Annotated in this window: 19 protein-coding genes; 7 read left to right on the top strand and 12 right to left on the bottom strand. The window is 65.5% G+C overall.

The features are described from left to right. Positions 1 to 60: 60 nt before the first annotated feature. From ACWCOP_RS13990 to gpmA, 4 genes are all read right to left on the bottom strand, one after another. Positions 61 to 2,166 carry an NAD(+) synthase gene (locus ACWCOP_RS13990; protein WP_478248903.1) on the bottom strand — a complete coding sequence of 702 codons (2,106 nt, stop codon included), beginning with the start codon at positions 2,164 to 2,166 and terminating at the stop codon, positions 61 to 63. A gap of 98 nt (positions 2,167 to 2,264) precedes the next feature. Next, positions 2,265 to 3,563: a pentapeptide repeat-containing protein gene (locus ACWCOP_RS13985; RefSeq protein WP_478248902.1), complete on the bottom strand. Its 1,299-nt coding sequence runs from the start codon at positions 3,561 to 3,563 to the stop codon at positions 2,265 to 2,267. Between the two features lie 84 nt (positions 3,564 to 3,647). Continuing rightward, positions 3,648 to 4,229: a bifunctional diaminohydroxyphosphoribosylaminopyrimidine deaminase/5-amino-6-(5-phosphoribosylamino)uracil reductase RibD gene (ribD, locus tag ACWCOP_RS13980; protein WP_478248901.1), complete on the bottom strand. Its 582-nt coding sequence runs from the start codon at positions 4,227 to 4,229 to the stop codon at positions 3,648 to 3,650. Between the two features lie 5 nt (positions 4,230 to 4,234). After that, a complete protein-coding gene (gpmA, locus tag ACWCOP_RS13975) occupies positions 4,235 to 4,954 on the bottom strand; it encodes a 2,3-diphosphoglycerate-dependent phosphoglycerate mutase (RefSeq protein WP_478248900.1) in 720 nt (239 codons plus the stop codon). Positions 4,955 to 5,122: 168 nt separating this feature from the next. Between gpmA and ACWCOP_RS13970 the strand changes: the two genes are divergently transcribed. From ACWCOP_RS13970 to cysQ, 7 genes are all read left to right on the top strand, one after another. Beyond that, a complete protein-coding gene (locus tag ACWCOP_RS13970; RefSeq protein ID WP_478248899.1) occupies positions 5,123 to 5,422 on the top strand; it encodes a hypothetical protein in 300 nt (99 codons plus the stop codon). A gap of 130 nt (positions 5,423 to 5,552) precedes the next feature. After that, complete coding sequence (locus ACWCOP_RS13965) at positions 5,553 to 6,494, top strand: KpsF/GutQ family sugar-phosphate isomerase (RefSeq protein ID WP_478248898.1); 942 nt, start codon at positions 5,553 to 5,555, stop codon at positions 6,492 to 6,494. Positions 6,495 to 6,524: 30 nt separating this feature from the next. Next, positions 6,525 to 8,033, top strand: coding sequence for a phosphomannomutase/phosphoglucomutase (locus ACWCOP_RS13960; protein ID WP_478248897.1), 1,509 nt, complete (start codon positions 6,525 to 6,527; stop codon positions 8,031 to 8,033). A 163-nt stretch (positions 8,034 to 8,196) separates the two neighbouring features. Next, a complete protein-coding gene (locus tag ACWCOP_RS13955; protein ID WP_478248896.1) occupies positions 8,197 to 10,140 on the top strand; it encodes a polysaccharide biosynthesis protein in 1,944 nt (647 codons plus the stop codon). A 217-nt stretch (positions 10,141 to 10,357) separates the two neighbouring features. Next, positions 10,358 to 11,680, top strand: a complete 1,323-nt coding sequence (locus tag ACWCOP_RS13950) for a UDP-glucose dehydrogenase family protein (protein WP_478248895.1) — start codon at positions 10,358 to 10,360, stop codon at positions 11,678 to 11,680. Positions 11,681 to 11,712: 32 nt separating this feature from the next. Then, a complete protein-coding gene (gene glmS, locus ACWCOP_RS13945) occupies positions 11,713 to 13,530 on the top strand; it encodes a glutamine--fructose-6-phosphate transaminase (isomerizing) (protein ID WP_478248894.1) in 1,818 nt (605 codons plus the stop codon). A gap of 41 nt (positions 13,531 to 13,571) precedes the next feature. Next, a complete protein-coding gene (gene cysQ, locus ACWCOP_RS13940; protein WP_478248893.1) occupies positions 13,572 to 14,378 on the top strand; it encodes a 3'(2'),5'-bisphosphate nucleotidase CysQ in 807 nt (268 codons plus the stop codon). Here the strand turns inward: cysQ and galU are convergent. The 8 genes from galU to ACWCOP_RS13900 form a co-directional block, all read right to left on the bottom strand. Next, positions 14,375 to 15,256: a UTP--glucose-1-phosphate uridylyltransferase GalU gene (gene galU, locus ACWCOP_RS13935; protein ID WP_478248892.1), complete on the bottom strand. Its 882-nt coding sequence runs from the start codon at positions 15,254 to 15,256 to the stop codon at positions 14,375 to 14,377. The genes cysQ and galU overlap by 4 nt on opposite strands. 17 nt (positions 15,257 to 15,273) lie before the next feature. Beyond that, positions 15,274 to 17,172 carry a sulfate adenylyltransferase subunit CysN gene (gene cysN, locus ACWCOP_RS13930; RefSeq protein ID WP_478248891.1) on the bottom strand — a complete coding sequence of 633 codons (1,899 nt, stop codon included), beginning with the start codon at positions 17,170 to 17,172 and terminating at the stop codon, positions 15,274 to 15,276. Then, a complete protein-coding gene (gene cysD, locus ACWCOP_RS13925) occupies positions 17,173 to 18,024 on the bottom strand; it encodes a sulfate adenylyltransferase subunit CysD (protein ID WP_478250696.1) in 852 nt (283 codons plus the stop codon). 440 nt (positions 18,025 to 18,464) lie between these two features. Beyond that, positions 18,465 to 19,352 (bottom strand): glucose-1-phosphate thymidylyltransferase RfbA, encoded by an 888-nt coding sequence (gene rfbA, locus ACWCOP_RS13920; RefSeq protein WP_478248890.1) that lies wholly within the window; start codon positions 19,350 to 19,352, stop codon positions 18,465 to 18,467. Further along, the gene (rfbD, locus tag ACWCOP_RS13915; protein WP_478248889.1) at positions 19,349 to 20,224 is read right to left on the bottom strand and encodes a dTDP-4-dehydrorhamnose reductase; all 876 of its coding nucleotides are present in this window, start codon (positions 20,222 to 20,224) and stop codon (positions 19,349 to 19,351) included. The genes rfbA and rfbD overlap by 4 nt, the downstream gene beginning before the upstream one ends. Continuing rightward, positions 20,221 to 21,267, bottom strand: coding sequence for a dTDP-glucose 4,6-dehydratase (gene rfbB, locus ACWCOP_RS13910; protein ID WP_478248888.1), 1,047 nt, complete (start codon positions 21,265 to 21,267; stop codon positions 20,221 to 20,223). Before rfbB ends, rfbD begins: the two co-directional genes overlap by 4 nt. Beyond that, positions 21,264 to 21,824, bottom strand: a complete 561-nt coding sequence (rfbC, locus tag ACWCOP_RS13905) for a dTDP-4-dehydrorhamnose 3,5-epimerase (protein ID WP_478248887.1) — start codon at positions 21,822 to 21,824, stop codon at positions 21,264 to 21,266. Before rfbC ends, rfbB begins: the two co-directional genes overlap by 4 nt. 120 nt (positions 21,825 to 21,944) lie before the next feature. Then, positions 21,945 to 24,107, bottom strand: a complete 2,163-nt coding sequence (locus ACWCOP_RS13900; protein ID WP_478248886.1) for an AGE family epimerase/isomerase — start codon at positions 24,105 to 24,107, stop codon at positions 21,945 to 21,947. Positions 24,108 to 24,196 lie beyond the last annotated feature (89 nt).

Genomic DNA, 24,196 nt, shown 5'->3' with positions numbered 1-24,196 from the left:
AAGGGCGAGGCGGGGGCGGCGTCTTTGTATGGGTTGGAGGCATAGGGCCGGGCTGGCCGCTTAATCAAAGCCCAGCTCGGCTTTCAGGGCTGCGATCTCGGCCTTCCAGACCTTTGCGCTTGAATCCGACGGCATGCGCCAGTCGCCGCGCGGGCTGAGGGCGCCGGCGCTGGTGAGCTTGGGGCCGTTGGGCATGGCCGAGCGCTTGAACTGCGAGAAGCCGTAAAAGCGCCACGCGAAAACTTCCAGCCAGTGGATGATCTCCTGCAGCGTGTAGGCGCGCCGGTCGGCTTCCGCCACGTGGGGCGGCCAGACCCCGCGCTCCACCTCGCCCCAGGCGGCGTGAGCCAGGAAGGCGATCTTTTGCGGTCCGTACCCGAAGCGCGCGGCGTAGTGCAGGGTGAAATCCTGCAACGCATAAGGCCCGATCACGCTTTCGGTGGACTGGATGCCGGCGTCGCCGTCCTGGGGCACGAGTTCGGGCGAGATTTCGGTGTCCAGGATCGCTTCCAGGCAGCGTGAGACCTCCAGGCCGAACTCCGAGCGGCGCGCCACCCAGGCGATGAGATGCTGGATCAGCGTCTTGGGCACGCCTGAATTGACGTTGTAATGGGCCATCTGGTCGCCGACGCCGTAGGTGCACCAGCCCAGCGCCAGCTCCGACAGATCGCCGGTGCCGATGACCAGCCCGTCCTCGTGATTGGCCAGCCGGAACAGATAATCCGTGCGCAGTCCCGCCTGCACGTTCTCGAACGTGCGGTCATACTGTTTCTCGCCGTCCGCAAAAGGATGGCCGATATCGGCAAGCATCTGCCTGGAGGCGGGCCGGATATCAATCTCGCGATGCTCCGCCCCCAGCCCCCTGATCAGCGCCAGCGCGTGGTTGCGCGTCTTGTCCGAGGTGGCGAAGCCGGGAAGCGTCACGGCCAGGATATTGCTGCGCGAAAGCCCCAGACGATCAAAGGCGCGTGCGCACACGATCAGGGCCTGGGTGGAATCAAGCCCGCCCGACACGCCGATAACGACCCGCCGGGTCTGGGTGGCCCGAAGCCGCTGCACCAGGCCCTGGACCTGAATGTTATAGGCTTCAAAGCAATCCTCATCGAGCATGGCTGAATCGCTGGGCACGAAGGGAAAGCGGTCGATGCTCCTCTGAAGCGGCATACCCGCGCTCTGCTCCGGGGCCAGGTCAAAGCCGATGCGGCGAAAGCGGGAGACGCGGTCGCCGGCGCGTTTCACCGCATCGCGCCAGGTGGACAGGCGCAGCCGGTCGGCGCGAATGCGCTCCAGATCGATATCGGCGAACACCTTGGCGTGGCCGTTGAGAAACCGCTCGCCGGCGGCCAGGCACGTTCCCTGCTCATACACCAGGATCTGGCCGTCCCAGGCCAGATCGGTGGTGCTTTCGCCCGAACCCGCGGCGGCGAAGACATAGGCGCCCATGGTCCTGCGCGAATGGGCGTCGCACAGGGCCGCGCGCTCTCGCGCCTTGCCCACCGTGGCGTTGGAGGCGGAGAGATTGACCATCACCGTGGCCCCGGCCAGCGCGCCGTCAATGCTGGGCGGATGAGGCGACCAGAAATCCTCGCAGATCTCGGCGTGAAGGGTGAGCCCGGGCAGATCGCGCGCCTCGAAGACCAGATCGGTCCCGAACGGCGCTTCGACCCCGTCAATCGTGATCGTGTCGGCGGTCACCGCGTCGGCGTCGGCGAACCAGCGCTTTTCGTAGAACTCGCGGTAATTGGGCAGGAAGCTTTTTGGTACGACGCCTAGAATCTGTCCGCGATGGATCACCACCGCGCAGTTGAACAATAGGTCGCCGCTTTGCACCGCGGCGCCGATGATGATCACCGGCTGCAGGCTCGCGCTCGCCTCCACGATACGGCGCACGGCTTTCGCGCTCGCCCTGATCATCGAGGCCTGCATGTGCAGATCGTCCAATGAGTAGCCGCTGACGCAGAGCTCAGGAAACAGCGCCACCGCCGCGCCCGCTTCGTGGGCCTCGCCGGCCAGCGCAATGATGATCCGGGCGTTCTCGTCCGGCTCGGCCAGGGCGACCTGGGGCGCGAACGCGGCGACGCGCGCCATGGCGTGGCGATAGAGATTGTCGAACGCGGCCGTGCCGGTCTCGGCTTTCCTGGTCTCGGCGTTCTTGATCGCGGCCATGGCGACACCTTATCCAGCCGGCGTATCCACAGGGGTGAAGCCGGACTTTTGCTCAGGCTGAGTATATATAGGCGGGGCTGATCCGCGTAAACCGGCGATCAGGCGGCCGAAACGTCCACCGCGCCGCTTAGATCCTCGGCCTCGGATCGAAAGGTGGTGGGCAGCTTGGCGCCGGTGAAGCAAGCGCCGGAAAAGCGGGCCTTGCGCACGTCCGCGCCGTGAAGCCGCGCATAGGAAAGATCGGCGCCCTTGGCTTCGATATTGCGCAAATCCGCTCCCGACAGGTCGGCGTAGCGCAGCACCGCCGCGGCCAGCGAGGCCGCCAGAAGGCGCTCATTGGGCAGAAGCAACGGTCCGAGCCTCGCTTCGCGCAGATCGGCGTTGTTGAGCCGCGCGCCGGAAAGATCAGCGCCCCGCAGATCGGCGCCGCGCAGGGACGTCATGCGCAGATCAGCGTCAGCCAGCTTGGCGCCCTGAAGTTCGGCGCCTTCCATGTCGACGCCGTAGAGCACCGCGCCGCGCGCGTGCAGGGCGGTGAGATTGCGCCGGGCGAGGGTTTTCAGCCCGCGCAGATCCTTGCCGTCAAAGGTGGAGGGCTCGCCCTCGGCGCCGCCGGTCTCGCACCAGCGCGCATGGCGGTCCAGCGCCTTGGCGGTTTCGCCGCCCGGATCGGCGATCTCGGCCGGCGGCGCGTCGCGCAGCGATCCCGCCATGTCGGCGCCTTGCAGCTGCGCCATTTCCAGGCGCGTCCCGATCAGCACGGTGTCGCGCAAGTCCGCGTCGGTCAGATCGGCGCCCTGAAGGTCGGCGCCTTCCAGATTGGCGCCGGGAAAGCGGGAGTTTCTAAGATTGGCGCGGGTCAGGCGCGCGCCGATCAGCACTGCGTCGGAAAAGTCGGCTGACTGGGCGATGGCGCCGGTCATCTTGGTCTGGGTCAGGTTGGCCCGCGCAAAACTCGCCTCGGTGGCCTCGCCGGGGCGCTGCTCGTGGGTGAGGATGGCGAGGCCTTTCTCGCGGTCCACCTGGGCGATGGCGCCCTCGCGCAGATCGGCCTGGGAGAGATCGGCGCCCGTCAGGTCCGCGCCGCGCAGGACCGCGCCGCGCATGTCGGCGCGGTGGAGCACCGCGCCGGCCAGATTTGCCCGGCGCAGATCGGCGGCGAACAGGGTCGCGCGCGTCAGATTGGCGCCGGCGAGATTGCAGCCTTCCAGAATCGCCCCGGACAGATCGGCGTCGGCCAGATTGCGCCCGGAGAGATCGAGATCCTTCAGGACCTTATAGGAGAAGTTCGCGCGCGCTCCGCCCATGCGCCCGGACATGAGAAAATCATGGCGCTTGCAGGCCTCGTCCACCTGAGCCTGGCTCAGGGTCTTGTACTCGATGGGCTTGCCGATCATCGCCGCGTCCGCGTTCCGCCCGCGGCTCTGCGCGCGGGCCTTTCGTCATCATGACCTGTTTAGCGTTAACGCTGCGTTGCCCGGCTAGGGCCGTCGGACCCGGGTGAGGCCTAGCGCGCCAAGGCGGAACAGGGCGTCAGCCTCGCTCTCGCCCGGCTCAAAGGCGAGATCGGCGTCAAACAGCGCGCGGCGCGGGTCCCGCACCACAAGCGGGCGCCCGGTCTTGAGCCGGGTGAAGAAGCCTGTGTTGAGCGCTTCCGCCTCTGCGCGCCGCACGCCCTCCACCACCTCGATCCCGGCCTCGCGCAGCATCGCCGCGCCGCGCCCGGCCACGGCCTCAAACGGATCGGTGCAGGCGATGATCACCACGGCGGGCCTCGCAAGGATCAACGCCTCGGCGCAGGGCGGGGTCTTTCCGTAATGAGAGCAAGGCTCAAGGGTCACGTAAACGCGGGCGCCGCCTGCGTCAGAGCCGGCCTGCTCCAGCGCCTGCGTTTCCGCATGGGGCCGCCCGCCTCTGGCGGTGGCGGCGGCGCCGATCACCCGGCCCGCCTTAACGATCACGCAGCCCACCGCCGGATTGGGCGCGGTGGATCCCAGCGCCGCATAGGCCAGCGCCAGGGCGGCGTCCATAAAGCGCAGATCGTCCGGTTCGCAAGCGTCCATCGCGCTTAAGGGCAGGGAGGCAGCGGGTTGGCGCGCGATTCGTCGAGATAGCGCACGCGGGTGGGCTTCACGCCGGAAAGCTCGATCATCAGCGGGTTTCCGGTGGGGAATTCAAACCCCATGATGTCGTCCGGCGACACCGCGAACAGTTCCATGAGCAAGGCGCGCAGCGAATTACCGTGGGCGGAGATCAGGACGTCGGAACCGGCTTCTAGCTTGGGCGCGATGATGTCGGCAAAATAGGGCGCGACCCGCTCGCGGGTGAGCTTGAGGCTCTCCGTCGCCGGCAGGGCGTCGCGATCCAGCGCGGCGTAGCGTGGATCAAAGCGGGGATGGCGCCGGTCGTCCACGTTCAGCGACGGCGGCGGGGTGTCGTAGGAGCGCCGCCAGATCTTCACCTGGTCCTCGCCGTGCTCGGCGGCGGTCTCCGCCTTGTTCAGGCCGGTGAGCGCGCCGTAATGGCGCTCGTTCAGCCGCCAGGACTTCTCCACCGGGACCCAGACCCGGTCGATGGCCTCCAGCCCGATCCAGAGGGTGCGTATGGCGCGCTTCAAGACGCTGGTGAAGGCGAAGTCCGGCTCGAAGCCTTCCGCCTTCATCAACTGGCCGCCGTGCAGCGCCTGAGCCTCGCCGACCTCGGTCAGGTCCACATCGACCCAGCCGGTGAACCGGTTTTCCAGATTCCAGCGGCTTTCGCCGTGTCGGGTGAGGACGAGACGGGTCATGGCGGCCCCTTGGTTTTGCGCCTTGGCGGTGGATGTCTGCAGCCATGCGGGTTTAGCCGCACCCGGCCCCCGCGTCGAGACCGCGCCGACGCCGCATCTGGGCGCGGGCCGGGCTGCGGCGCTCGCACGCAGATGATTAGGAAACTTTAAAGGATCATGGCGCGGCCCTTGCAGGCCAAGCCTAAAGAGCGCACAGTTCCGGGCTACGAGACAGGTTTGAAGCTTTTTGGGGGGCTTCTCATGCAACGGGTGACGTTGACTTTAGCCGACGATATCGAAGCGCAAACCCTGGACAGGTTGGTTGCTCGCTTTACAGAAGAGTTGGCGGTCGGCTCCGACGAATGTGTCTTTTATCTCAGTCAGCCGGGGGGAAAGCAGCCCGAGCGCATTGTGGAGATGGAGACCGCGGAGACCCTGCAGCGTTTCATCGAGTTTGTGACGCCGCACCTGGCTGCTGCGATGGCGTGACGCCGCGCGATGGCGCTCGGTCGCCGATGGCGGCGCTTGCGCTCCCGGCGCGCGGGTGGTGTAACCCGCTCCCATGACTCCCAGCGATCCCAGCAAAGACCCCAGATCCGCCACTTCGGTTTTGGCCTCCATGCGCAACACTTTGCGCCTGGAGCTGGAGGGGCTTGAGAGCCTCTCGGCCGCGCTTGACGACGCGGCGGTCCAGGCGGTCCGTGTTGTGCAGACCCTCAAGGGCCGAGTGATCGCAGCGGGCCTTGGCAAGTCCGGCCATGTGGCGCGCAAGATCGCGGCGACGCTGGCCTCCACGGGAACGCCGGCGCTCTACGTCCACCCCGCCGAGGCCAGTCACGGTGATCTGGGGATGATCACCAAGGATGATTGCGTCATCGCGCTGTCCAAATCGGGCGAAACGCGCGAGCTGAGCGACATGATCGCCTATTGCCGGCGCTTCTCGATTCCGCTGATCGCGATGACCGCCAAACCGGATAGCACGCTCGCGCGCGCCGCCGACATTCTTCTGTCCATACCCGACGCGCCCGAGGCGTGCGGGGAGACGCGCGCGCCCACCACCTCGACGACGCTGATGATGGCGCTGGGCGACGCGCTCGCCGTGGCGCTGATCGAGGCGCGCGGCTTCACCGCGAAGGACTTCGCCCGCTATCATCCCGGCGGCGCGCTCGGCGCGGCGCTGGCGCGCGTGGACGATGTCATGCACGCCGGTGCGATGATGCCGCTGGCGCAGGAAGGCGACACGATGGGCGCGGCGCTGATCGAAATGAGCGCCAAGGGTTTCGGTTGCGTCGGCGTCGTCGGCGCCGACGGGCGCCTTGTGGGTATCGTCACCGACGGCGATCTGCGCCGCCACATGGACGCCTCGCTGCCGTCGAAACGGGTGGACGCGGTGATGACGCGCAACCCCGCCACGGTGGTGCGCGGTGCCCTGGCCTCGGACGCCATGCGCCTGATGACCGAGGGCGATCGCAAGATCACCCAGCTTTTTGTCTGCGAGCCTGGCGGAGCGCCGGTGGGCCTCCTGCATATCCATGATCTGCTGCGTATCGGGGTAAGCTGACGCGCCGCGCCACTCTTGAGGGGGACTTGAATGCAACTGGAAGCGAAGCCGAACACCTGGCTGTTCGAGACCGAGGCGTTTGTCGCGCCCACAGGGTTTCGCGAGTATGACGCGCGCTGGTGGTTCGGCCATCCCGGGTCCGACAAGCCGCCGCAAATCAATCTGTACGGGATCCAGGCGCTGGGGCTGGGGCTCGGCACGCTGATCCATGAGCTGGGCAAAGCGCCGAAGATCGTCACCGGGCATGATTTCCGCGGCTATTCACTGGGCGTGAAGCAGGCGCTGGAAGTCGGGCTGATGCAGGCCGGGATCGAGGTTCACGATATCGGCCTGGCGGTCTCGCCCATGGCTTATTTCGCGCAATTCCATCTGGATGCGCCCTGCGTGGCGATGGTGACGGCGAGCCATAACTCCAACGGCTGGACCGGGGTGAAAATGGGCGTCGAGCGCCCCCTCACCTTCGGACCCGACGAGATGGGCCGCCTGAAGGAGATCGTTCTGAACGATCAGGGCGTGACACGGTCTGGCGGCGGCTATGTTCGCGCGCAAGGCGTTGCGGAGGCCTACAAGGCCGACGTCGCCAAAGGCGCGGCGATCAAGCGCAAGCTGAAAGTGGTCGCGGCCTGCGGCAACGGCACCGCCGGCGCGTTTTCTCCGGACGTGCTGCGCGCCATGGGCGTCGAGGTCGTGGAGATGGATTGCGAGCTCGATCACACCTTTCCAAACTATAATCCAAACCCGGAAGACATGAAGATGCTCCACGCGGTCTCGGCGAAGGTTCGCGAGACCGGCGCCGACATTGGCCTGGCCTTTGATGGCGACGGCGACCGGTGCGGCGTGGTGGACGAAACCGGCGCGGAGATCTTCGCCGACAAGGTGGGCCTGATGCTGGCCCGCGACCTGTCCGCCAATTTCGTCGATGCGACCTTTGTGGTGGATGTGAAATCCACCGGTCTCTACGCCACCGATCCGGTCCTGAAGGCCAACGGCGCGACGACCCAGTACTGGAAGACCGGCCATTCCTATATCAAGCGGCGGGCCAACGAGCTGGGCGCCCTGGCCGGATTTGAAAAATCCGGACATTACTTCCTGCAGCCGCCCATCGGCCGCGGCTATGACGATGCGCTTGTTTCGGCGCGCGTCATTCTGGAAATGCTCGACCGCAATCCGGACCAGACCATGTCGCAGCTCTTCGCCGCCCTGCCGGTGAGCTATGGATCGCCGACCATGTCGCCGGCCTGCGACGACGAAAAGAAATACGCCGTGATCGAGAAAATCGTGGCGCGCTATGAGAGCCGGCGCGACGCCGGCGAGACGATCGCGGGACGCAAGATCATCGACATCAACACCGTCAACGGCGTGCGCTTCACGCTGGACGGCGGCGCCTGGGGGCTGGTGCGTGCATCCAGCAACTCCCCCAATCTCGTAGTGGTGGTGGAGAGCCTTGAGAGCACCGACGACATGCGCGCGGTGTTCGCCGACATCAAGGCGGAGCTGGCGCGCCATGACGCCGTGGGCGCGTTCGACCAGGAGATCTGACTGGACGCTTTTTTTCGCGGTGTCGCATTTTTGGAACGCTGCTTTTGAGCTGGAAGGTTTAGGCTTTAGTTTTGAGGCATATAGGCTTTAACGGCGTGCGCTCCTGGGCCGAAACTCTCCTGCTGGGAGAATTTTGGAAAGCTTCAGTTGGAGGGAACTGAACGTGTCGAACCAGCTCCGCATCATGCGCGTCAGAGCTCAACGTCAGATCCGAACGGCGATCGGCAAGCTGGTCACGCTGCCCCGCCCGTCAAAACGGGTCCTGAAGGTCGGCTATGACATACTGGCCGTGTGGCTGGCGCTGGCGGCGACGCACGCCCTTACCAATTTCAACGTCGCCTTCGACAACAGCTTCATCCTGCTGCTGATCCTTCAGGCGCCTGCCGTGGTGATGGCCCATTTCATCGCCAGCCTTTACAGCCCGATCGCCTATGCCCGCGACATTGATCTGCTGCGCGCCGGCGGGCTGGGGGCGCTGTGCGGAGGCGCCGTCATGGCCATGGCGAGCCTGGCGGGCGTGACGCAAGTGCCCGTGGGCGGTGCGGTCATCTTCGCGGCCTTCCTGACCCCGCTCACCGGCGGCGGCCGGGTCTGGGTGCGCAGCTTCCTGTCCGAGCGCAAGACCCGTGAGCGCGAGCGGGTGCTGATCTACGGCGCCGGCGAAGCCGGACGCCAGCTCCTCGCCGCTCTGCGGGAGCGCGGCCACCACCAGGTGGTGGCGTTTGTGGACGACGCCGCCTGGATGTCCGGTCAGCGCATCGGCGGCGTCTCGGTGTTCCCCGCTCGCGACATCGTGGATGTCCTGCGCACCGTTCACGCCGATACGATCATGCTGGCCATGCCGTCGGTCAGCGCCAGCAAGCGGCGAGAGATTCTGCATCGCCTCGAGCCGCTCGAGCAGACCGTGCGCACAGTGCCCGACATCAATGACATCCTGTCCGGCAAGGCGCCGTTGAGCCAGGTCCGCGCGATCATGCCCGAGGACCTTCTGGGCCGCGATCCAGTGCCGGCGCGCCGCGAGCTGATCGAGCCGATGATCGCGGGACGCTCCATCATGGTCACAGGCGCGGGCGGGTCGATCGGGTCCGAGCTCTGCCGCAAGATCATCGCGCTGAAGCCGCGCCGCCTGGTCCTTGTGGAGCAGAGCGAGTACGCGCTCTACGTCATCCTTCAGCAGCTGCGGGCCCAGTCGGAAGAATTGTACGAACGGGTCAGCGGGCATCTCGGCACGGTCGAGGACGAAACCCGCATGCATCAGATCCTCGCCGAGCACGATGTGGAGGCGGTGTTCCACACGGCGGCTTACAAGCATGTGCCCCTGGTGGAGACCAATGCGGTGGACGCGGTGCGCAACAACGCCCTGGGCACGGCCCGACTGGCGCGCGCGGCCGTCAAGGCGGGCGTGGCCACCTTCGTCCTGGTCTCCACCGACAAGGCCGTGCGCCCGGCCAATGTCATGGGCGCCAGCAAGCGCCTGGCCGAACTTGTGTGCAAGGCGTTCGCGCAAAACCAGTCCGGCACCAGGTTCGCCGTGGTCCGGTTCGGCAACGTGCTGGATTCCTCGGGCTCCGTGGCCCCGCTGTTTCGCGATCAGATCGAGCGCGGCGGACCGGTCACGGTCACGCACAATGAGGCGACACGTTATTTCATGACGCTCAGCGAGGCGGCGCAGCTTGTCATCCAGGCCGGCGCGCTGACCAGGGGCGGCGATGTGTTCGTGCTGGGCATGGGCGAGCCCGTGCGCATCACCGATCTGGCCTGCCGCATGATCCGCCTGGCCGGCTACCGCCCGCGCTTTGCGGAGGACGCGACGGCGGCCAGCCGCGAAATTCTGGTGACCTTTACCGGTCTGCGCCCCGGCGAGAAGCTCAGCGAGGAATTGTTCATCACTCAGGCCGCCGACGGCACCGAGCATCCGTTGATCCTGCGTGAAGCCGACGAGCCGCTGGACCCGTCCGTCCTCAACGGGCTGGTGGCGCGGCTGGAGGCGGCCTGCCATGCCCGTGACGCCAAGCTGATCCGCGAAATCCTGATGCATCGATTCATTCACTACCGGCCCGGTCCGGCGGCGGACGATCAGAAGGCCGCCAAGGCCGACATCGCCTGAGCCCTTGAAGGCGGGCAGGCCTGGAGACGCCGCCCCCTCAAGCGCCCCTGAAGGCGTCAGCCGGCTTGAAAAAGCCGCCCTCGCGGCCCGCGCCGGCGCCGTGATGGCGGCGGGCCGCACCTCAATGATTGCCGCAGCGGCCATGTCTGTGTAACAGCGTCACGGGATGTAGCCGGCGCCGGCCGGCCAAGAGCTGCAGACGAGAAGGTGAAAAACCATGCGGGTTGCAATGATCGGCACGGGATATGTCGGGCTCGTATCGGGTGCATGTTTCGCCGATTTCGGTCACCACGTGACCTGCATCGACAAGGTCGACGAGAAGATCGAGCTGCTGCGGGCCGGCGGCGTGCCGATCTACGAGCCGGGCCTGGACATGCTGGTGGAGCGCAATGTGCGCGAAGGCCGGCTGGATTTCGCCACGGACCTGACCCAGTCGGTGCGTGACGCCGATGTCGTGTTCATTGCGGTGGGCACGCCGTCGCGGCGCGGAGACGGCCACGCGGATCTGACCTACGTCTACGCGGCGGCCGCGGAGATCGCCAGGGTCATGGACGGCTTCACCGTGGTGGTGAGCAAGTCCACCGTGCCGGTGGGCACCGGCGACGAGGTGGAGCGCATCATCCGCGAAATCCGGCCCGACGCGGATTTCGCCGTGGTGTCCAACCCCGAATTTCTGCGTGAAGGCGCGGCGATCGAGGATTTCAAGCGCCCCGACCGCGTCGTCGTGGGCGCTGAAGACGACCGCGCTGTGGCGGTGATGCGCGAGCTGTACCGTCCGCTTTTCCTCAACGAGACGCCGATCGTGTTCACCGCGCGGCGCACGTCGGAGCTGATCAAGTACGCCGCGAACGCCTTCCTCGCCATGAAGATCACCTTCATCAACGAGATGGCTGATCTGTGTGAGTCGGTGGGCGCCAACGTCCAGGAGGTCGCGCGCGGGATCGGCTTTGACAACCGGATCGGGAAGACCTTCCTGAACGCCGGGCCGGGCTATGGCGGCTCATGCTTTCCCAAGGACACCCAGGCGCTGGCGCGCACGGCGGAAGAGGCGGGCACGCCGCTTCGCATTGTCGAAACGGTGATCGACATCAACGCGAAGCGCAAACGCGCCATGGCCGGAAAGGTCATCGAGGCCTGCGGCGGCGACGTGTCGGGCAAGACGATCGCGGTGCTTGGCCTTACCTTCAAGCCGAACACCGACGATATGCGCGAAGCGCCGAGCCTGGATATCATCCACGCCCTGCAAGCCGCCGGCGCCACGGTTCGGGCCTTCGATCCGGCCGGCGTGGACGAGGCGGAAAAACTTCTGCCCGGCGTGATTTTCTCCACCGGGCCCTACCTGTGTCTGGACGGCGCCGACGCGCTCGTGCTCATCACCGAATGGAACGAGTTCCGGGCGCTGGATCTCGACCGCATCAAGGCTTGCCTGAACGAGCCGGTGATCGTGGACCTGCGAAACATCTATGATCCGGCGGAAATGGCGGCGCGCGGCTTTAAATATTTCAGTGTCGGACGGCCTGGCGCGTCACGCTCGCGCTAGCGCCACGACAGACCCAGCAGGGGATTGGCCTGATGTGCGGAATTGTCGGAGTGGTGGGCGACGACCTGGCCAGCGATATCATCCTGGAGGGCCTCCGCCGGCTTGAGTACCGCGGATATGATTCCGCCGGGATCGCCGTGGCGGCGCAAGGCGGCGTGACGCGCATCAGGGCTGCAGGCAAGGTGCAAGGTCTGTTCGACAAGGCGCACGACCTGCCGGCGGCGCGCCTGGGGATTGGTCACACCCGCTGGGCGACCCATGGTGCGGCCACAGAAGGCAACGCCCATCCCCACCGCGCCGGCCGTGTCACGCTGGTCCATAACGGCATCATCGAGAATTTCCGCGAGCTGAAGGCCGAGCTCGAGCGGTACGGGCGCACATTTGAAAGCCAGACCGACACCGAGGTGGTCGCCCATCTTATAGACGCCGCCCTGGACGGAGGCGCCGAGCCGGTGGAGGCGGTGCGAGCCTCGGTCCAGAGGCTCACCGGCGCGTTCGCGCTGGCGATCATCATCGACGGTGAAGACGGGCTGCTCATGGGCGCGCGCAAGGGAGCTCCGCTTATCGCGGGGCTCTCTGCGGGCGCGGGTTTCATCGCCTCCGATCCGCTGGCGCTCAGCGGCGAGGCGACCTCGCTGATTTATCTCAAAGACGGTGACATCGCCGTCATGCGTGCTGGCGAAGCGCTCATCCTGAACGGCGCCGGCGACCGGGTGGACCGGGACCGCCATCCCGCGCCCACCAGTCACGTGGCCGCCGAGCGCGGCAATTATCGCCATTTCATGGAGAAGGAAATCTACGATCAGCCCGACGTGATCGGGCGCACGGCCAGCCATTATTTCGATGCGGTCAAGCGGACGATCAACCCGGTTCAAGGGCTTGATTTCACGAAGGTCAACCGGCTTCTGATCGTGGGATGCGGCACCGCCTCCTTCGCCGGACAGGTGGCGCGCTACTGGTTCGGTTCGGTGAGCCGGCTGGCGTGCGAGGTCGAAATCGCTTCTGAGTTTCGCTACCGCGACCCGGTTTTCATGGACGGGGACCTGGCGCTCTTCATCTCGCAATCGGGCGAGACCGCCGACACGCTGGAGGCCATGCGCCTGTGCGTCCAGGCCGGCGTGCCCACCGTGGCGCTGACCAACACGCCCCATTCGACCATGGCCCGCGAGGCCGGCCTGGTCCTGCCCACGCTTGCGGGGCCGGAGATCGGTGTCGCCTCCACCAAGGCGTTCACCTGTCAGCTCACCGCGCTCGCCAGCCTCGCCGTGCTGGCCGGGCGCCAGCGCGGCCATGTGGACGCAGCGCGCGAAGCCGAGCTTGCCGAGGCCATCCTTGGCGCGCCGACGCGAGTGGCCGAGGCGCTGGAACAAGAGAACGCCATCAAGTCGCTGGCGCCCGAACTCGCCGAGCACCATACGGTCTTGTATCTGGGCCGAGGGCCGTCCTTCCCCATGGCGCTGGAAGCGGCGCTGAAGCTGAAGGAAATCAGCTATATACATGCTGAGGGTTACGCCGCCGGCGAGCTGAAACACGGGCCCATCGCGCTGGTGGAGGCCGGTGTGCCAGTGATCGTGATCTGCCCCAGCGACGCCCAGTTCGACAAGACCCGCTCTTCAATCCAGCAGGTGAAGAGCCGCGGCGCACGCGTCACTGCGATCACCGACCAGCGGGGCGCCGCGCAGCTGACCGAGGACGTGCACCGGGTGATCATCCTGCCGGACACCCACGTCATCCTGCAGCCGCTGGTGAGTGCGGTGGCCGTACAGCTGGTCGCCTATCATGTGGCCGTCTACAAGGGCACCGACGTGGATCAGCCGAGAAATCTGGCAAAGTCGGTCACCGTGGAATAGCTGTCGGGGCCGGGCGAACCGCAGATATGGGGAGGGCGTGCATGGCACAGACCCGCAATGAATTGGCGGCCGCGTTCGCTGACATCTGCTTGCAGGCCGCCATCCCGGTCATGGAGGTCTACGCCACCGACTTCGCCCGGGAGCGCAAGGCCGATAGCTCACCCGTCACCGAGGCGGACACCCTTGCCGAAGCGGTGATCCTTGCGGGGCTGAAGGACTTGCTGCCGCAGACGCCGGTGCTCGCCGAGGAGCGTTTCTCTGCGGGTGTTCGACCGAAGACGGGTGACCGGTTTCTCCTCGTTGATCCCGTGGACGGCACCCGGGAATTCATCGCTCGCAACGGCGAGTTCACGATCAATATCGCCCTTGTCGAGCATGGGGTTCCCGTCGCCGGTTGCGTCTACGCGCCGGCGCTGAAACGACTGTTTATCGGTGGTGAAACGGCTTTGGCCGCAACCGCCGAGCCTGGCGACCGGATGGATCGGCTAAGGCTGGAGCCCATCGCCGTGCGCCGCCCTCCCGCCACCGGCAAGATCGCGGTGATGAGCCGGTCCCACGCCGACGCGCAGACACGCGAATTTGCGCAAAGCCAGGGCGTGACGGAGACGATCTCGGCGGGGTCATCCTTGAAATTCTGCCGTGTTGCGGAAGGCGCGGCGGACATATACCCGCGATTTGGACCGACGATGGAGTGGGACACGGGCGCCGGCCATGCCGTTCTCGCAGCCGCTGGCGGAGCCGTTACGCGCCCTGACGGGTCGATGTTCGAGTACGCCAAAGCAGGCGAGGGCTATAAAAACGGACCCTTCATCGCCTGGGGCGGCCGGACGGCGCAGGACGCCGCCTAGGCTAGCCTTTGAGCGAATTGCTTGATCATGGCGGCCGCCTCCTCGCCATGATCGGCGTTTTTCAGAGCCAGGGCCACGAACGCTTCAAGATAGCCAAGCTTGGATCCAGTGTCGTAAGTGCGACCGTCGAACCGAAGCGCGAAGAAGTCACGTTTGGCCATCAGCCGCACCATCGCGTCGGTGAGCTGGATTTCACCGCCTGCGCCGGCCTTCTGCTCGGCGAGCAGATCAAAGATTGCAGGCTCCAGAATATAGCGGCCGGAAATCATGAAATTGGAGGGCGCGTCAGCGACGGCGGGCTTTTCGACCATGCCTCTTAGGCGATCCAGGCCTTCGCTGTAAGCGTCCCCAAGGTCGACAATCCCGTAGCGAGAGACATCTTCGCGCGGGATTTCCTCGACGGCGATGATGTTGCCCCCGGTTTGGGCGTGCGCGTCGGTCATGCGTTTAAGGCAGGGCGTATCGTCGACCATGATCATGTCGGGCAGGAGGACTGCGAACGGCTCGTCTCCGATAATGTCACGGGCGCACCATACGGCGTGCCCAAGGCCGAGCGGCGCCTGCTGGCGGACATAACTGCACGCGCCGGCGATGGGCAGGATGGCGCGAAGCGAGTCCAGCAGCGCGGTCTTGCCCTGGGCTTCAAGCGTCGCATTCAGCTCGAACGCCTCGTCGAAATAGTCCTCGATCGCGCCCTTGTTCCGGCCGGTGACGAATACGAAGTGCTCGATCCCGGCCCCGACGGCTTCGTCGATGACGTATTGCAGCGCCGGCCGGTCGAAAACCGGCAGCATCTCCTTGGGCACCACCTTGGTCGCCGGTAAAACACGCGTTCCAAGCCCTGCGACGGGGACAACGGCCTTGCGAACTTTTTTCATGGCGACCGCCTCCTTGATCAGCCGATCAGGCCGAGCTTGATGAGCTGCTCGATGATCTCTTCGGCAGCAAGTTCCGGCGTCGTCTGATCAGTTCTGATATGGAGCTCCGGGCTTTCAGGAACTTCATAGGGACTGTCGAACCCGGTGAAATTCTTGATCTCGCCAGCTTGCGCTTTCTTATAGAGCCCTTTGGGGTCACGCCGAATGCAGACGTCCAGGGGCGCATCCACGAACACCTCGATGAACTCGCCGTCCGTCACCAGATCGCGAACCATCTGGCGCTCGGACCTGAAGGGCGAAATGAAGGAGCAGGTGACGATCAGACCTGCGTCCACCATCAGACGCGCCACCTCACCGATCCGGCGGATATTCTCGACACGGTCGGCGTCGGTGAAGCCCAGATCCTTGTTCAGCCCGTGGCGCACATTGTCGCCGTCGAGCGAATAGGTGTGACGGCCGGCCTCGGTGAGCTTGCGCTCCACCAGATTGGCGATCGTCGACTTGCCCGCGCCGGAAAGACCCGTGAACCACAAGATCCCCGGCTTTTGCCCCTTCATTCCGGCGCGCCGGGCCTTGTCCACATCCATGGCGTGGGTGTGGACATTGCTGGCCCGCCGAAGCGAGAACTCGATCATGCCCGCAGCCACTGTCTGATTGGTGAAACGGTCGATGAGGATGAAGGATCCGGTTTCGCGCTGCTGGCTATAGGGGTCAAAGGCGATCGGCTTGGCGCTGTTGAGGGTGCAAACGCCGATTTCATTGAGTTTCAGGCTCTTGCCGGGCTCTTTTTCGAACGTGTTGACGTTCAGCTTGTGCTTCAGCGTCGTCACCGAGGCCGGCGTCACCTGGCCGCCGGCCTTGAGCAGATAGGACCGGCCAGGAAGCATCTCGTCTTCGGCCATCCACAGGAGCTCGGCGGCGAACTGGCTGGAGACTTCAGGGCGGGCGCCGGGATCGGCGAGCATGTCGCCGCGAGCGATGTCGATCTCGCGGTCCAGAACAAGGGTCACCGCCTGGCCTGCGCTGGCCTGGTCCAGATCGCCGTCGGCGGTCACGATGCGCGCCACGCTGGCGGTCTGGCCCGAATGAGCCACGACGACGACGTCGCCGGGCGCCACCGAGCCGGCTGCGATCGTGCCGGCGAAGCCGCGAAAGTCCAGATTGGGACGATTCACCCATTGAACCGGCATGCGGAACGGAAAGTCGGCCTCGGTCTCAGCCTGGGTGTCGACCCGTTCCAGGTGCTCCATCAGAGTCGGCCCGTCGTGCCATTTCATGGCCTCGGAGCGCTGGAAGATATTGTCGCCGTAGCGCGCCGAGATCGGCACCGGCGTGATGGAGGCGAAGCCGAGATCTTCTGCGACTTCAAGATAGTCCGAAACGATCTCATGGAAGCGTGCCCGCGAGTGGTTCACCAGATCCATCTTGTTCACCGCCAGAACCACGTGGCGGATATCCATCATGGCGGCGATATAGGTGTGGCGCCGGGTCTGGGTGAGCATGCCCTTGCGCGCGTCCACCAGAATGATGGCCAGATCGGCCGTGGAGGCGCCGGTGGCCATGTTGCGGGTGTACTGCTCGTGGCCGGGCGTGTCGGCGACGATGAATTTGCGCTTCTCGGTGTTGAAGAAGCGATAGGCCACGTCAATCGTGATGCCCTGCTCGCGCTCGGCCTCCAGACCGTCCAGCAGAAGCGCGAAATCGATGTCCTCGCCGACGGTTCCGTGCGCTCTGGAGTCGCGCTCCAGGCTTGCGATCTGATCTTCGAACAAGAGCTTGGAATCGTAGAGCAGGCGTCCGATCAGGGTGGACTTGCCGTCATCCACCGAGCCGCACGTGATGAAGCGCAGCACCCCGCCTTCGCCCGCCCGCGTCAGACGCTCCATGAGCTCGGTGCGCGCACCCCCGTCGGCCATTTAAAAATACCCCTCGCGCTTTTTCTTCTCCATGGAGCCGGCCTCGTCGAAATCGATCAGCCGCCCGGCCCGCTCGGACGTGCGGGCTGTGAGCATCTCCAGGACGATGTCCTCAAGCGTCTCGGCCTCACTCTCAACCGCGCCTGTCAGTGGGTAGCAGCCCAGCGTGCGAAACCGCACCTTCCTCATCTGCGCCGTCTCACCAGGTTCAAGTTTCATCCGGTCATCATCGACCATGATCAGCGTGCCGTCGCGCTCCACCACCGGGCGCTCGCCGGCGAAGTAGAGCGGCACGATGGGGATCTGCTCTTCCAGGATGTATTGCCAGATATCCACTTCAGTCCAGTTGGAGAGCGGAAAGACGCGGATGTTCTCGCCCTTGCGGATCCGCGTGTTGAAAATCCGCCAGAGTTCTGGGCGCTGATTGCGCGGATCCCAGGCTTGGGCCTCGTTGCGAAACGAGAAGATGCGCTCCTTGGCGCGGCTTTTCTCCTCGTCGCGGCGCCCGCCGCCGAAGGCGGCGTCATACCTGCCTTCGCGCAGGGCCTGAAGAAGGCCGTCGGTCCGCATGACCTGGGTGTGCAGCGCAGATCCATGGACGAAGGGATCGATCCGGCGCTCGCGCCCTTCCTCATTCACATGCACGATCATCTCGATGCCCAGCGCTTCAGCCAGCTTGTCGCGAAAGGCGCCCATGGCCTTGAATTCCCAGAGCGAGTCGATGTGTAGGAAGGGAAAGGGGGGGGTGGACGGCCAGAACGCCTTCATCGCCAGGTGAAGCATCACCGTGGAGTCCTTGCCGATCGAATACAGCATGACGGGATGCTCGAACTCGGCCGCCACCTCGCGCATGATGTGGATGGCTTCAGCTTCCAGGGCGGCGAGATGGGGCGATAGGGTCCGGACGCGCGCGGGACGATCGGTGAAACGGCGGGCGTAAGCCCTGATCTGCTCAGAGTAGGCTTCGGTCATTGATGGTTTCGCTATGTCTGACGCGACGGCGGACGCCGACCTGGCGCCGACGCGTTCGGCTCTTTACTGGCATACTCTAGGCCCCTCGTCACCACGGAGCGCCGCCGCACGACTGGACGGACGCCGCCGCAGACCCTTGATGCTCGAACGAACGTGACAGGTGGCTGTCTCCTGATCGCGGGTGTGCGCGCCAAGCGATGATATTCCCGCCTGCAACAGTCCAATGGAGGCGCGCAGGCCAACGATCTTGTCGCGCTGCGTATGGTCGGCCGTACTCTTTGCGCCGGCCTCTGCTTATGGGTTGCCGGCGCCCCTGTAGATTACAGGATCGGGTGGTCCGCAAGATTGCGCAGGAAGGCTCCGTATTGGTTCTTGATCGCCTTGCCAAGCGATCGGAGCTGCTCGGCGTCGATCCAGCCGTTTCTGAACGCGACCTCTTCAGGGCAGGCCACTTTCAGTCCTTGTTGCCGCTCTGTCGCGCGCACCCACTCAGCCGCGGTCACGAGGCCGTCAAGCGTTCCGGTGTCGAGCCAGGTCGCGCCCCGCGGCAGGCGGATCACCGTCAATTGTCCATCATCCAGATAGGATCGATTGAGATCGGTGATCTCCAGCTCGCCGCGCTTTGAGGGTCGCAGGGACCGCGCGCGGCGCGGCGCCGTCGAATCATAAAAATACAGGCCGGTCACAGCCCACTCGCTCTTTGGCTTGCGCGGCTTTTCCTCAAGCTCGACCGGACGGCCGTCTGAATCGAATGTGACAACACCGTAGGACCGGGGGTCGCGCACCGGATAGGCCAGACAGGTGGCGCCGGACAGATCGGCCGCCGCGTCCCTGAGCAGCCCGGTAAGCCCGTTGGCGTAGATGAGATTGTCGCCAAGCGCGAGAATGCTGGAGGCGCCGTCCAGCCAGTCCTCTGCGAGGATCATCGCCTCGGCGATTCCGGCCGGTCGCGTCTGCTCGACATAGTCGAACTCGACACCCCAGGCGCGTCCGTCGCCAAGTAAGCGCTTAAACAGCGGCAGGTGATCGGTGGAGGACACCACACAGATTTCGCGAATCCCCGCCAGCATCAGCGTAGAGAGCGGATAGTAGATCAATGGTTTATCGTAAACCGGCAATAATTGCTTGGAAATGGCGGTCGTAAGCGGGGCGAGCCGTGTTCCGAGGCCGCCCGCAAGCAAAACGCCTTTCATCGGGGTTGTATTCATTGTTTCGAGTCCATCTCGCGCCAGCGGGCGAGCGCAGTGTGAAGTGATCGGGCCCAGTCCGGCGCTTCAAGCCCGGTTGCCTGTGTCAGGCGCGTTCCACAGAGGCGGGAATCAGACGGGCGTTGCGCCGGCCGGGGAAGCTGCGCGCTGTGGATGGCTTCGGCGCGCCTGCCTGGGCCGCCCGCCTTGGCGAGGACGTCGAGCGCTTCGTCAGCGACCGCGCACCAGCTGGCGCCTGGAGCGCCGCCGCAATGAAACACGCCGCTTGCATCGGGCGCCGCGGCGAGCGCCAGCAGGCGCTCCGCCAGATCATCCGCAAAGACCGGGGTCACCAGCTGGTCTTCGACGACCCTTATGGGCTCGGGCCTGTGGGCGAGACGCCAGATCGCGCTCGGGAAATCTTGGCCGCGCCCGCTGAAAACGCCGGCTGCGCGAACGACCGCGGCCCCCGGCGCTGCGTCGAGGACGGCGCGCTCCCCGGCGAGCTTCGAAACGCCATAGACGCTGATCGGGGTGGGCGTCGAGCGCTCGTCGTGCGGGCCGCCGCCGGAGAAAACATAGTCGGTGGAGACGTGAATGAAGTGCGCGCCGGCTTTGGCGCAGGCCTGCGCCGCCTCGGCGGCGCCCTCCACGTTCACGGCATGGGCGCGCTCGGGCTCCTGTTCGGCCTTGTCCACATTGGTGTAGGCGGCGGCGTTGATGACGATTTGCGGCCGCCAGGCTTCGATCAGCCGGCTGACCGGTCCGCGCGTCTCGAGATCGGCCCGCGCCCGGCCGGCCAGGACCGGTTTGACGCCCATACGCCGCGCAGCATGGGCAAGAGCCTGCGCCAGCTGGCCGGTTTCTCCCAGTATGAGAAGCCGCTCGATCACGCCCGCCCCAGCCTTTCCCGGCCGTACTGCTTCAAGAGCGGCGCCAGCCATTGCGGATTGGCGAGATACCAGTCGACCGTAGCTGCAAGGCCGTCTTCAAAGTTTTCGCGCGGCGCCCAACCAAGCTCCGCGCGGGCGCGTGACGCATCTATGGCGTATCGCCAGTCGTGCCCTGGCCTGTCCGCTACAAAGTCGATCAGCCGGGAATGGGGCGCTGAGGCCGGGCGGCGTTCGTCGAGAATGGCGCAAAGGGTTTCGACCACCTCCAGATTGCTGCGCTCCGCGCCGCCCCCGATGCAATAGGTCCGTCCGGGCGCGCCGCAGGTTGCGATCAAGTGCAGAGCGCGAGCGTGGTCCTCGACATGAAGCCAGTCCCGGCGGTTCGTTCCGTTTCCGTATATGGGCAGGCGCTTGCCTTCCGCCGCGTTGAGAATCATCAAGGGGATGAGCTTCTCGGGAAATTGCCGTGGCCCGTAATTGTTCGAGCAATTGGAGACGCACACGTCCAGACCGTAGGTGCGCGCCCAGGCGCGGACAAGATGGTCGCTTGCGGCCTTTGACGCCGAGTAGGGTGAAGATGGATCGTAGGGCGTGGTTTCAGTGAATGGAGCATCCGTAGCGCTGAGCGCGCCAAACACCTCGTCGGTCGAAACATGGATGAGGCGCGGCGCCTGCGTCCTGGTCCGCGCATAAGCGTCGCGAAGCGCCCGCAGCGCTTCCAGCACGTTGAGCGTTCCGGTGACGTTGGTGTCCACGAACACGCCCGCCGCATCAATGGACCGATCCACGTGAGTCTCGGCTGCAAGATGGAAAATCATGTCAGGCCGGCACGCGTTCAAGGCGTCGCGAAGCGCCGCACGATCGCGGATGTCGCCTTTGACGAAATCAACGCCAGCCGCAGTCAGCGCGCTCACCGTGTCCGGCGCTGCAGCGTAGCTGAGTATATCGAAACAGGTCACTGGAACGCCTGCCTCGATGAGTTCAAGGCATAGCGCTGAGCCGATGAAGCCGGCCCCGCCCGTGACGAACGCCCGCCCGCTCAAGACACCGGGTCTTCGAAGAGGGGACCGAGTTCAGCGAAGCGCGGCGCGCGAGCGTCTTTCTCCGAAAGCACTGGAGCCTCCACGCCCCAATCGATCGCCAGATCAGGGTCGTTCCAGGCGACGGAGCGCTCATGGGCCGGGCTGTAGGCGCGCGTGACCTTGTACTGGACGAGGGTGTTCGGCTCGAGCGTCACGAATCCATGGAGGAACCCGGGCGGCGCAAACAGTCTGACCGGACGATCGGCGTCAAGCGTCACCGCGAAATGGCGCCCGTAACTCGCCGAGCCTTGGCGCATATCGACGATGACGTCGCGAATCGATCCGGAAAGCACGCCGACAAGCTTGCCCTGCGCCTCGGGAGGCGTCTGGCAGTGCAGGCCGCGCAGCGTGCTTGCACTGGCGCTGAACGAAAGATTGTCCTGAACAAACTTCTGCATGAATCCGGCGTCCGAAAGCCTTGAGGCGGACCAGATTTCCTCAAGCCAACCGCGCGAGTCGCGGTGGCGCACCCCTTCAATGAGGACCGCGCCCTGCAGGTCCAGGTGCATGATATTCATGGAGACTCCCGATAAGCAGAGCTCTGATGCCTAGCAGGCCGAAGCGCCGCTTGCCAGCACCAACCGTGGCGCGGCGGAGGCATAGGCGTTCAAGACACTCCGCTCGCGAGCAGCGGGCCCTCAGCTCTTGATCTTGAAGGCCCACGCGAGCGCGGTCATGAGGTGGTAGGGCATGCTTGCGGGCATCTGTTCGTCCACCGGCTCGCCATCCGCGTCGTACGTGTCTATCCAGACCGGCTCGCGCCCGCCCTTGAGATAGGTGTTGAAGATCGCTTGGAGTTCGCGCTCCGCCTGACCGGGCGCGCCGGTGTCGGCGTGGGACAGCCGGGCCCGCACCATTTCCAGCTGAGGCCAGAGCCGACGGCTCGATGCGATCGGTTTGCCGTCGATGGAGACAGCGTCGTAGGCGCAGCCATCCTCGTTGCGTCCGTGCCGGTCGGCGAACCCGATCAGGCGGCGCCGCCAGCTCAACGTATCCCGGCCGGAGAGGCGCTCAAGCTCGCTCAGCAGGTATGCCCATTCATAGCAATGGCCAGGTTCCGCGACCCGCCCCTGAGCCGTATCCGAGCGCGCCCAATTGCGCCTGAAGACTTCAAGGACCGCTCCGGTGCGCGCGTCAAACATCGACTCCTCGAAAAGGCAGGCGATCTCCTCGGCGCGGCGCAGCGAGGCCTGGTCGTTGCTCGCCTCGAACCAGGCGAGACTCGCCTCCAGCAGGTGCATATGAGGATTGGCGCGCTTGGCGCCATCGCCGGTTTCAGGATCGTACCAGCCGCCATTCTCCAGGTCGCGCATGTCGCCGTCGATGATGGCGAACGCCTCTTCGGCGATCGTCCGCGCCAGCGGCGCGCCGGTCGTCGAGAACGCCTTGGCTGCGGCCAGCGCCACGAAGGCATGGTCATAAAGGTCGCGCCGAGGATCCTCCGGCTTGCCGCGCGAAGACAGCTTGTGGGCCCAGCCTCCATGCGGCGAGCGGGCGCGCTCATCAAGGAACGCCAGGCCGTCGTCCACAAGGGCGCGCGCGCGGCCATCGGGGTTCCAGCCCGCCTGAAGCGCGGCTGCGAAGGTGAAAATCTGCCGTGGAGCTATCCGCCCGCGTCGGGAAAGGTTGCGGACGGGGCGCCCGTCCGAGCCCGCCGCTTCAATGAAGCCGCCGTTTTCGGGGTCCCAGGCGATGTCCGCCCAGTGACCGAGAAGGCGATCGAGGAAGCTGGCGACCTCGCCGCGCAGGGCTTCGCTGACCATGGCGCGTTGCGGCGTGAGTGTGAGCTGCTCCACCAGCTTGCGGATACCGGCGGCTTCACCGCGCCGGGTGACCAACACCGCGTCGCGCGTGGCGACCACTGCGATGTCGGACACGCCGTGGACGCCGACCACCGGGCCGTGAGCACGGATGAATACGTTGTCGCCGCCGGTGGCCGCCGCCGCCCCTGAGAGGCGCAAGCCGCTGCGTGCTTCGATTAACGAGAAAAGCGCGTCATGGTCGCCAACATCGGTCCATCCCATGTCCACCGGCATGACCTGGATGTTGTCGGCGTGCTCCATGACAGCGTAATCGATCGAGTCCGACGGGGTCTTTGCGAAAAGATCAGGGTCCAGGCGCTCCTCTCCGGGGTCGCCGACAAGGGCCGCGCGCACCGCAGCGATAATAGAGGGTGCGAAGCGCTCGAGCGCGTCGATCATCGCGCCGGCCCGGAACAGGAAGATGCCGCCGTTCCAGAAATAGCCGCCCTCGGACAGATATTGCTCGGCGGTCTGACGATCGGGTTTCTCGACAAAGCGCGCAACCGGCGTCGGGCGATCGTTGAAGAGCGGCCCCGCCGCCTGAATATACCCGTAGCCGGTGGCGGGTGCGTCGGCGGTGATGCCGAACGTGATCAGCTTGCCGGCGCGCGCGGCGCCGCTGGCGGCGCTGATCGCGTTGTGAAAAGCATCGGGATCGGCGATGGCGTGGTCGGCCGGCATGATCAGAACAAGATGGCCGGGATCTGCGACCAGCGCTGCGGTGGCCACCGCAGCGGCGGAATTGCGTCCCATGGGTTCGAACAGGAGCTGCGCGCGAGTGCCGACCTCCGCGTGCAGGATGTTACGGTGCCGTTCCGACCCGATCACCAGCGGCCGTGAGAACATGTCGTTGCGCTCTATGCGCTTCAGCGTGTCGACCAGCATGCTGGCCGACCCGCACAGCGGGAGGAACTGCTTGGGCGTGCGCGGTGTCGACAACGGCCACAGGCGGGTGCCGCTACCGCCGCAAAGGATCACCGGTTTGATCTTGTCGTCCATTCACTACGGTCCCATTCAGAGCTCGGCGCATTGGCTTATCCACGCCTGAAAAGACATCGTCAAGGACCGCCGGCCCCGTCAGAATCCGC

It is taken from the genome of Apolloniradiicaulis salifontis (genome assembly GCF_053756655.1).
This window is presented reverse-complemented; position numbering and strand designations above follow the sequence as displayed.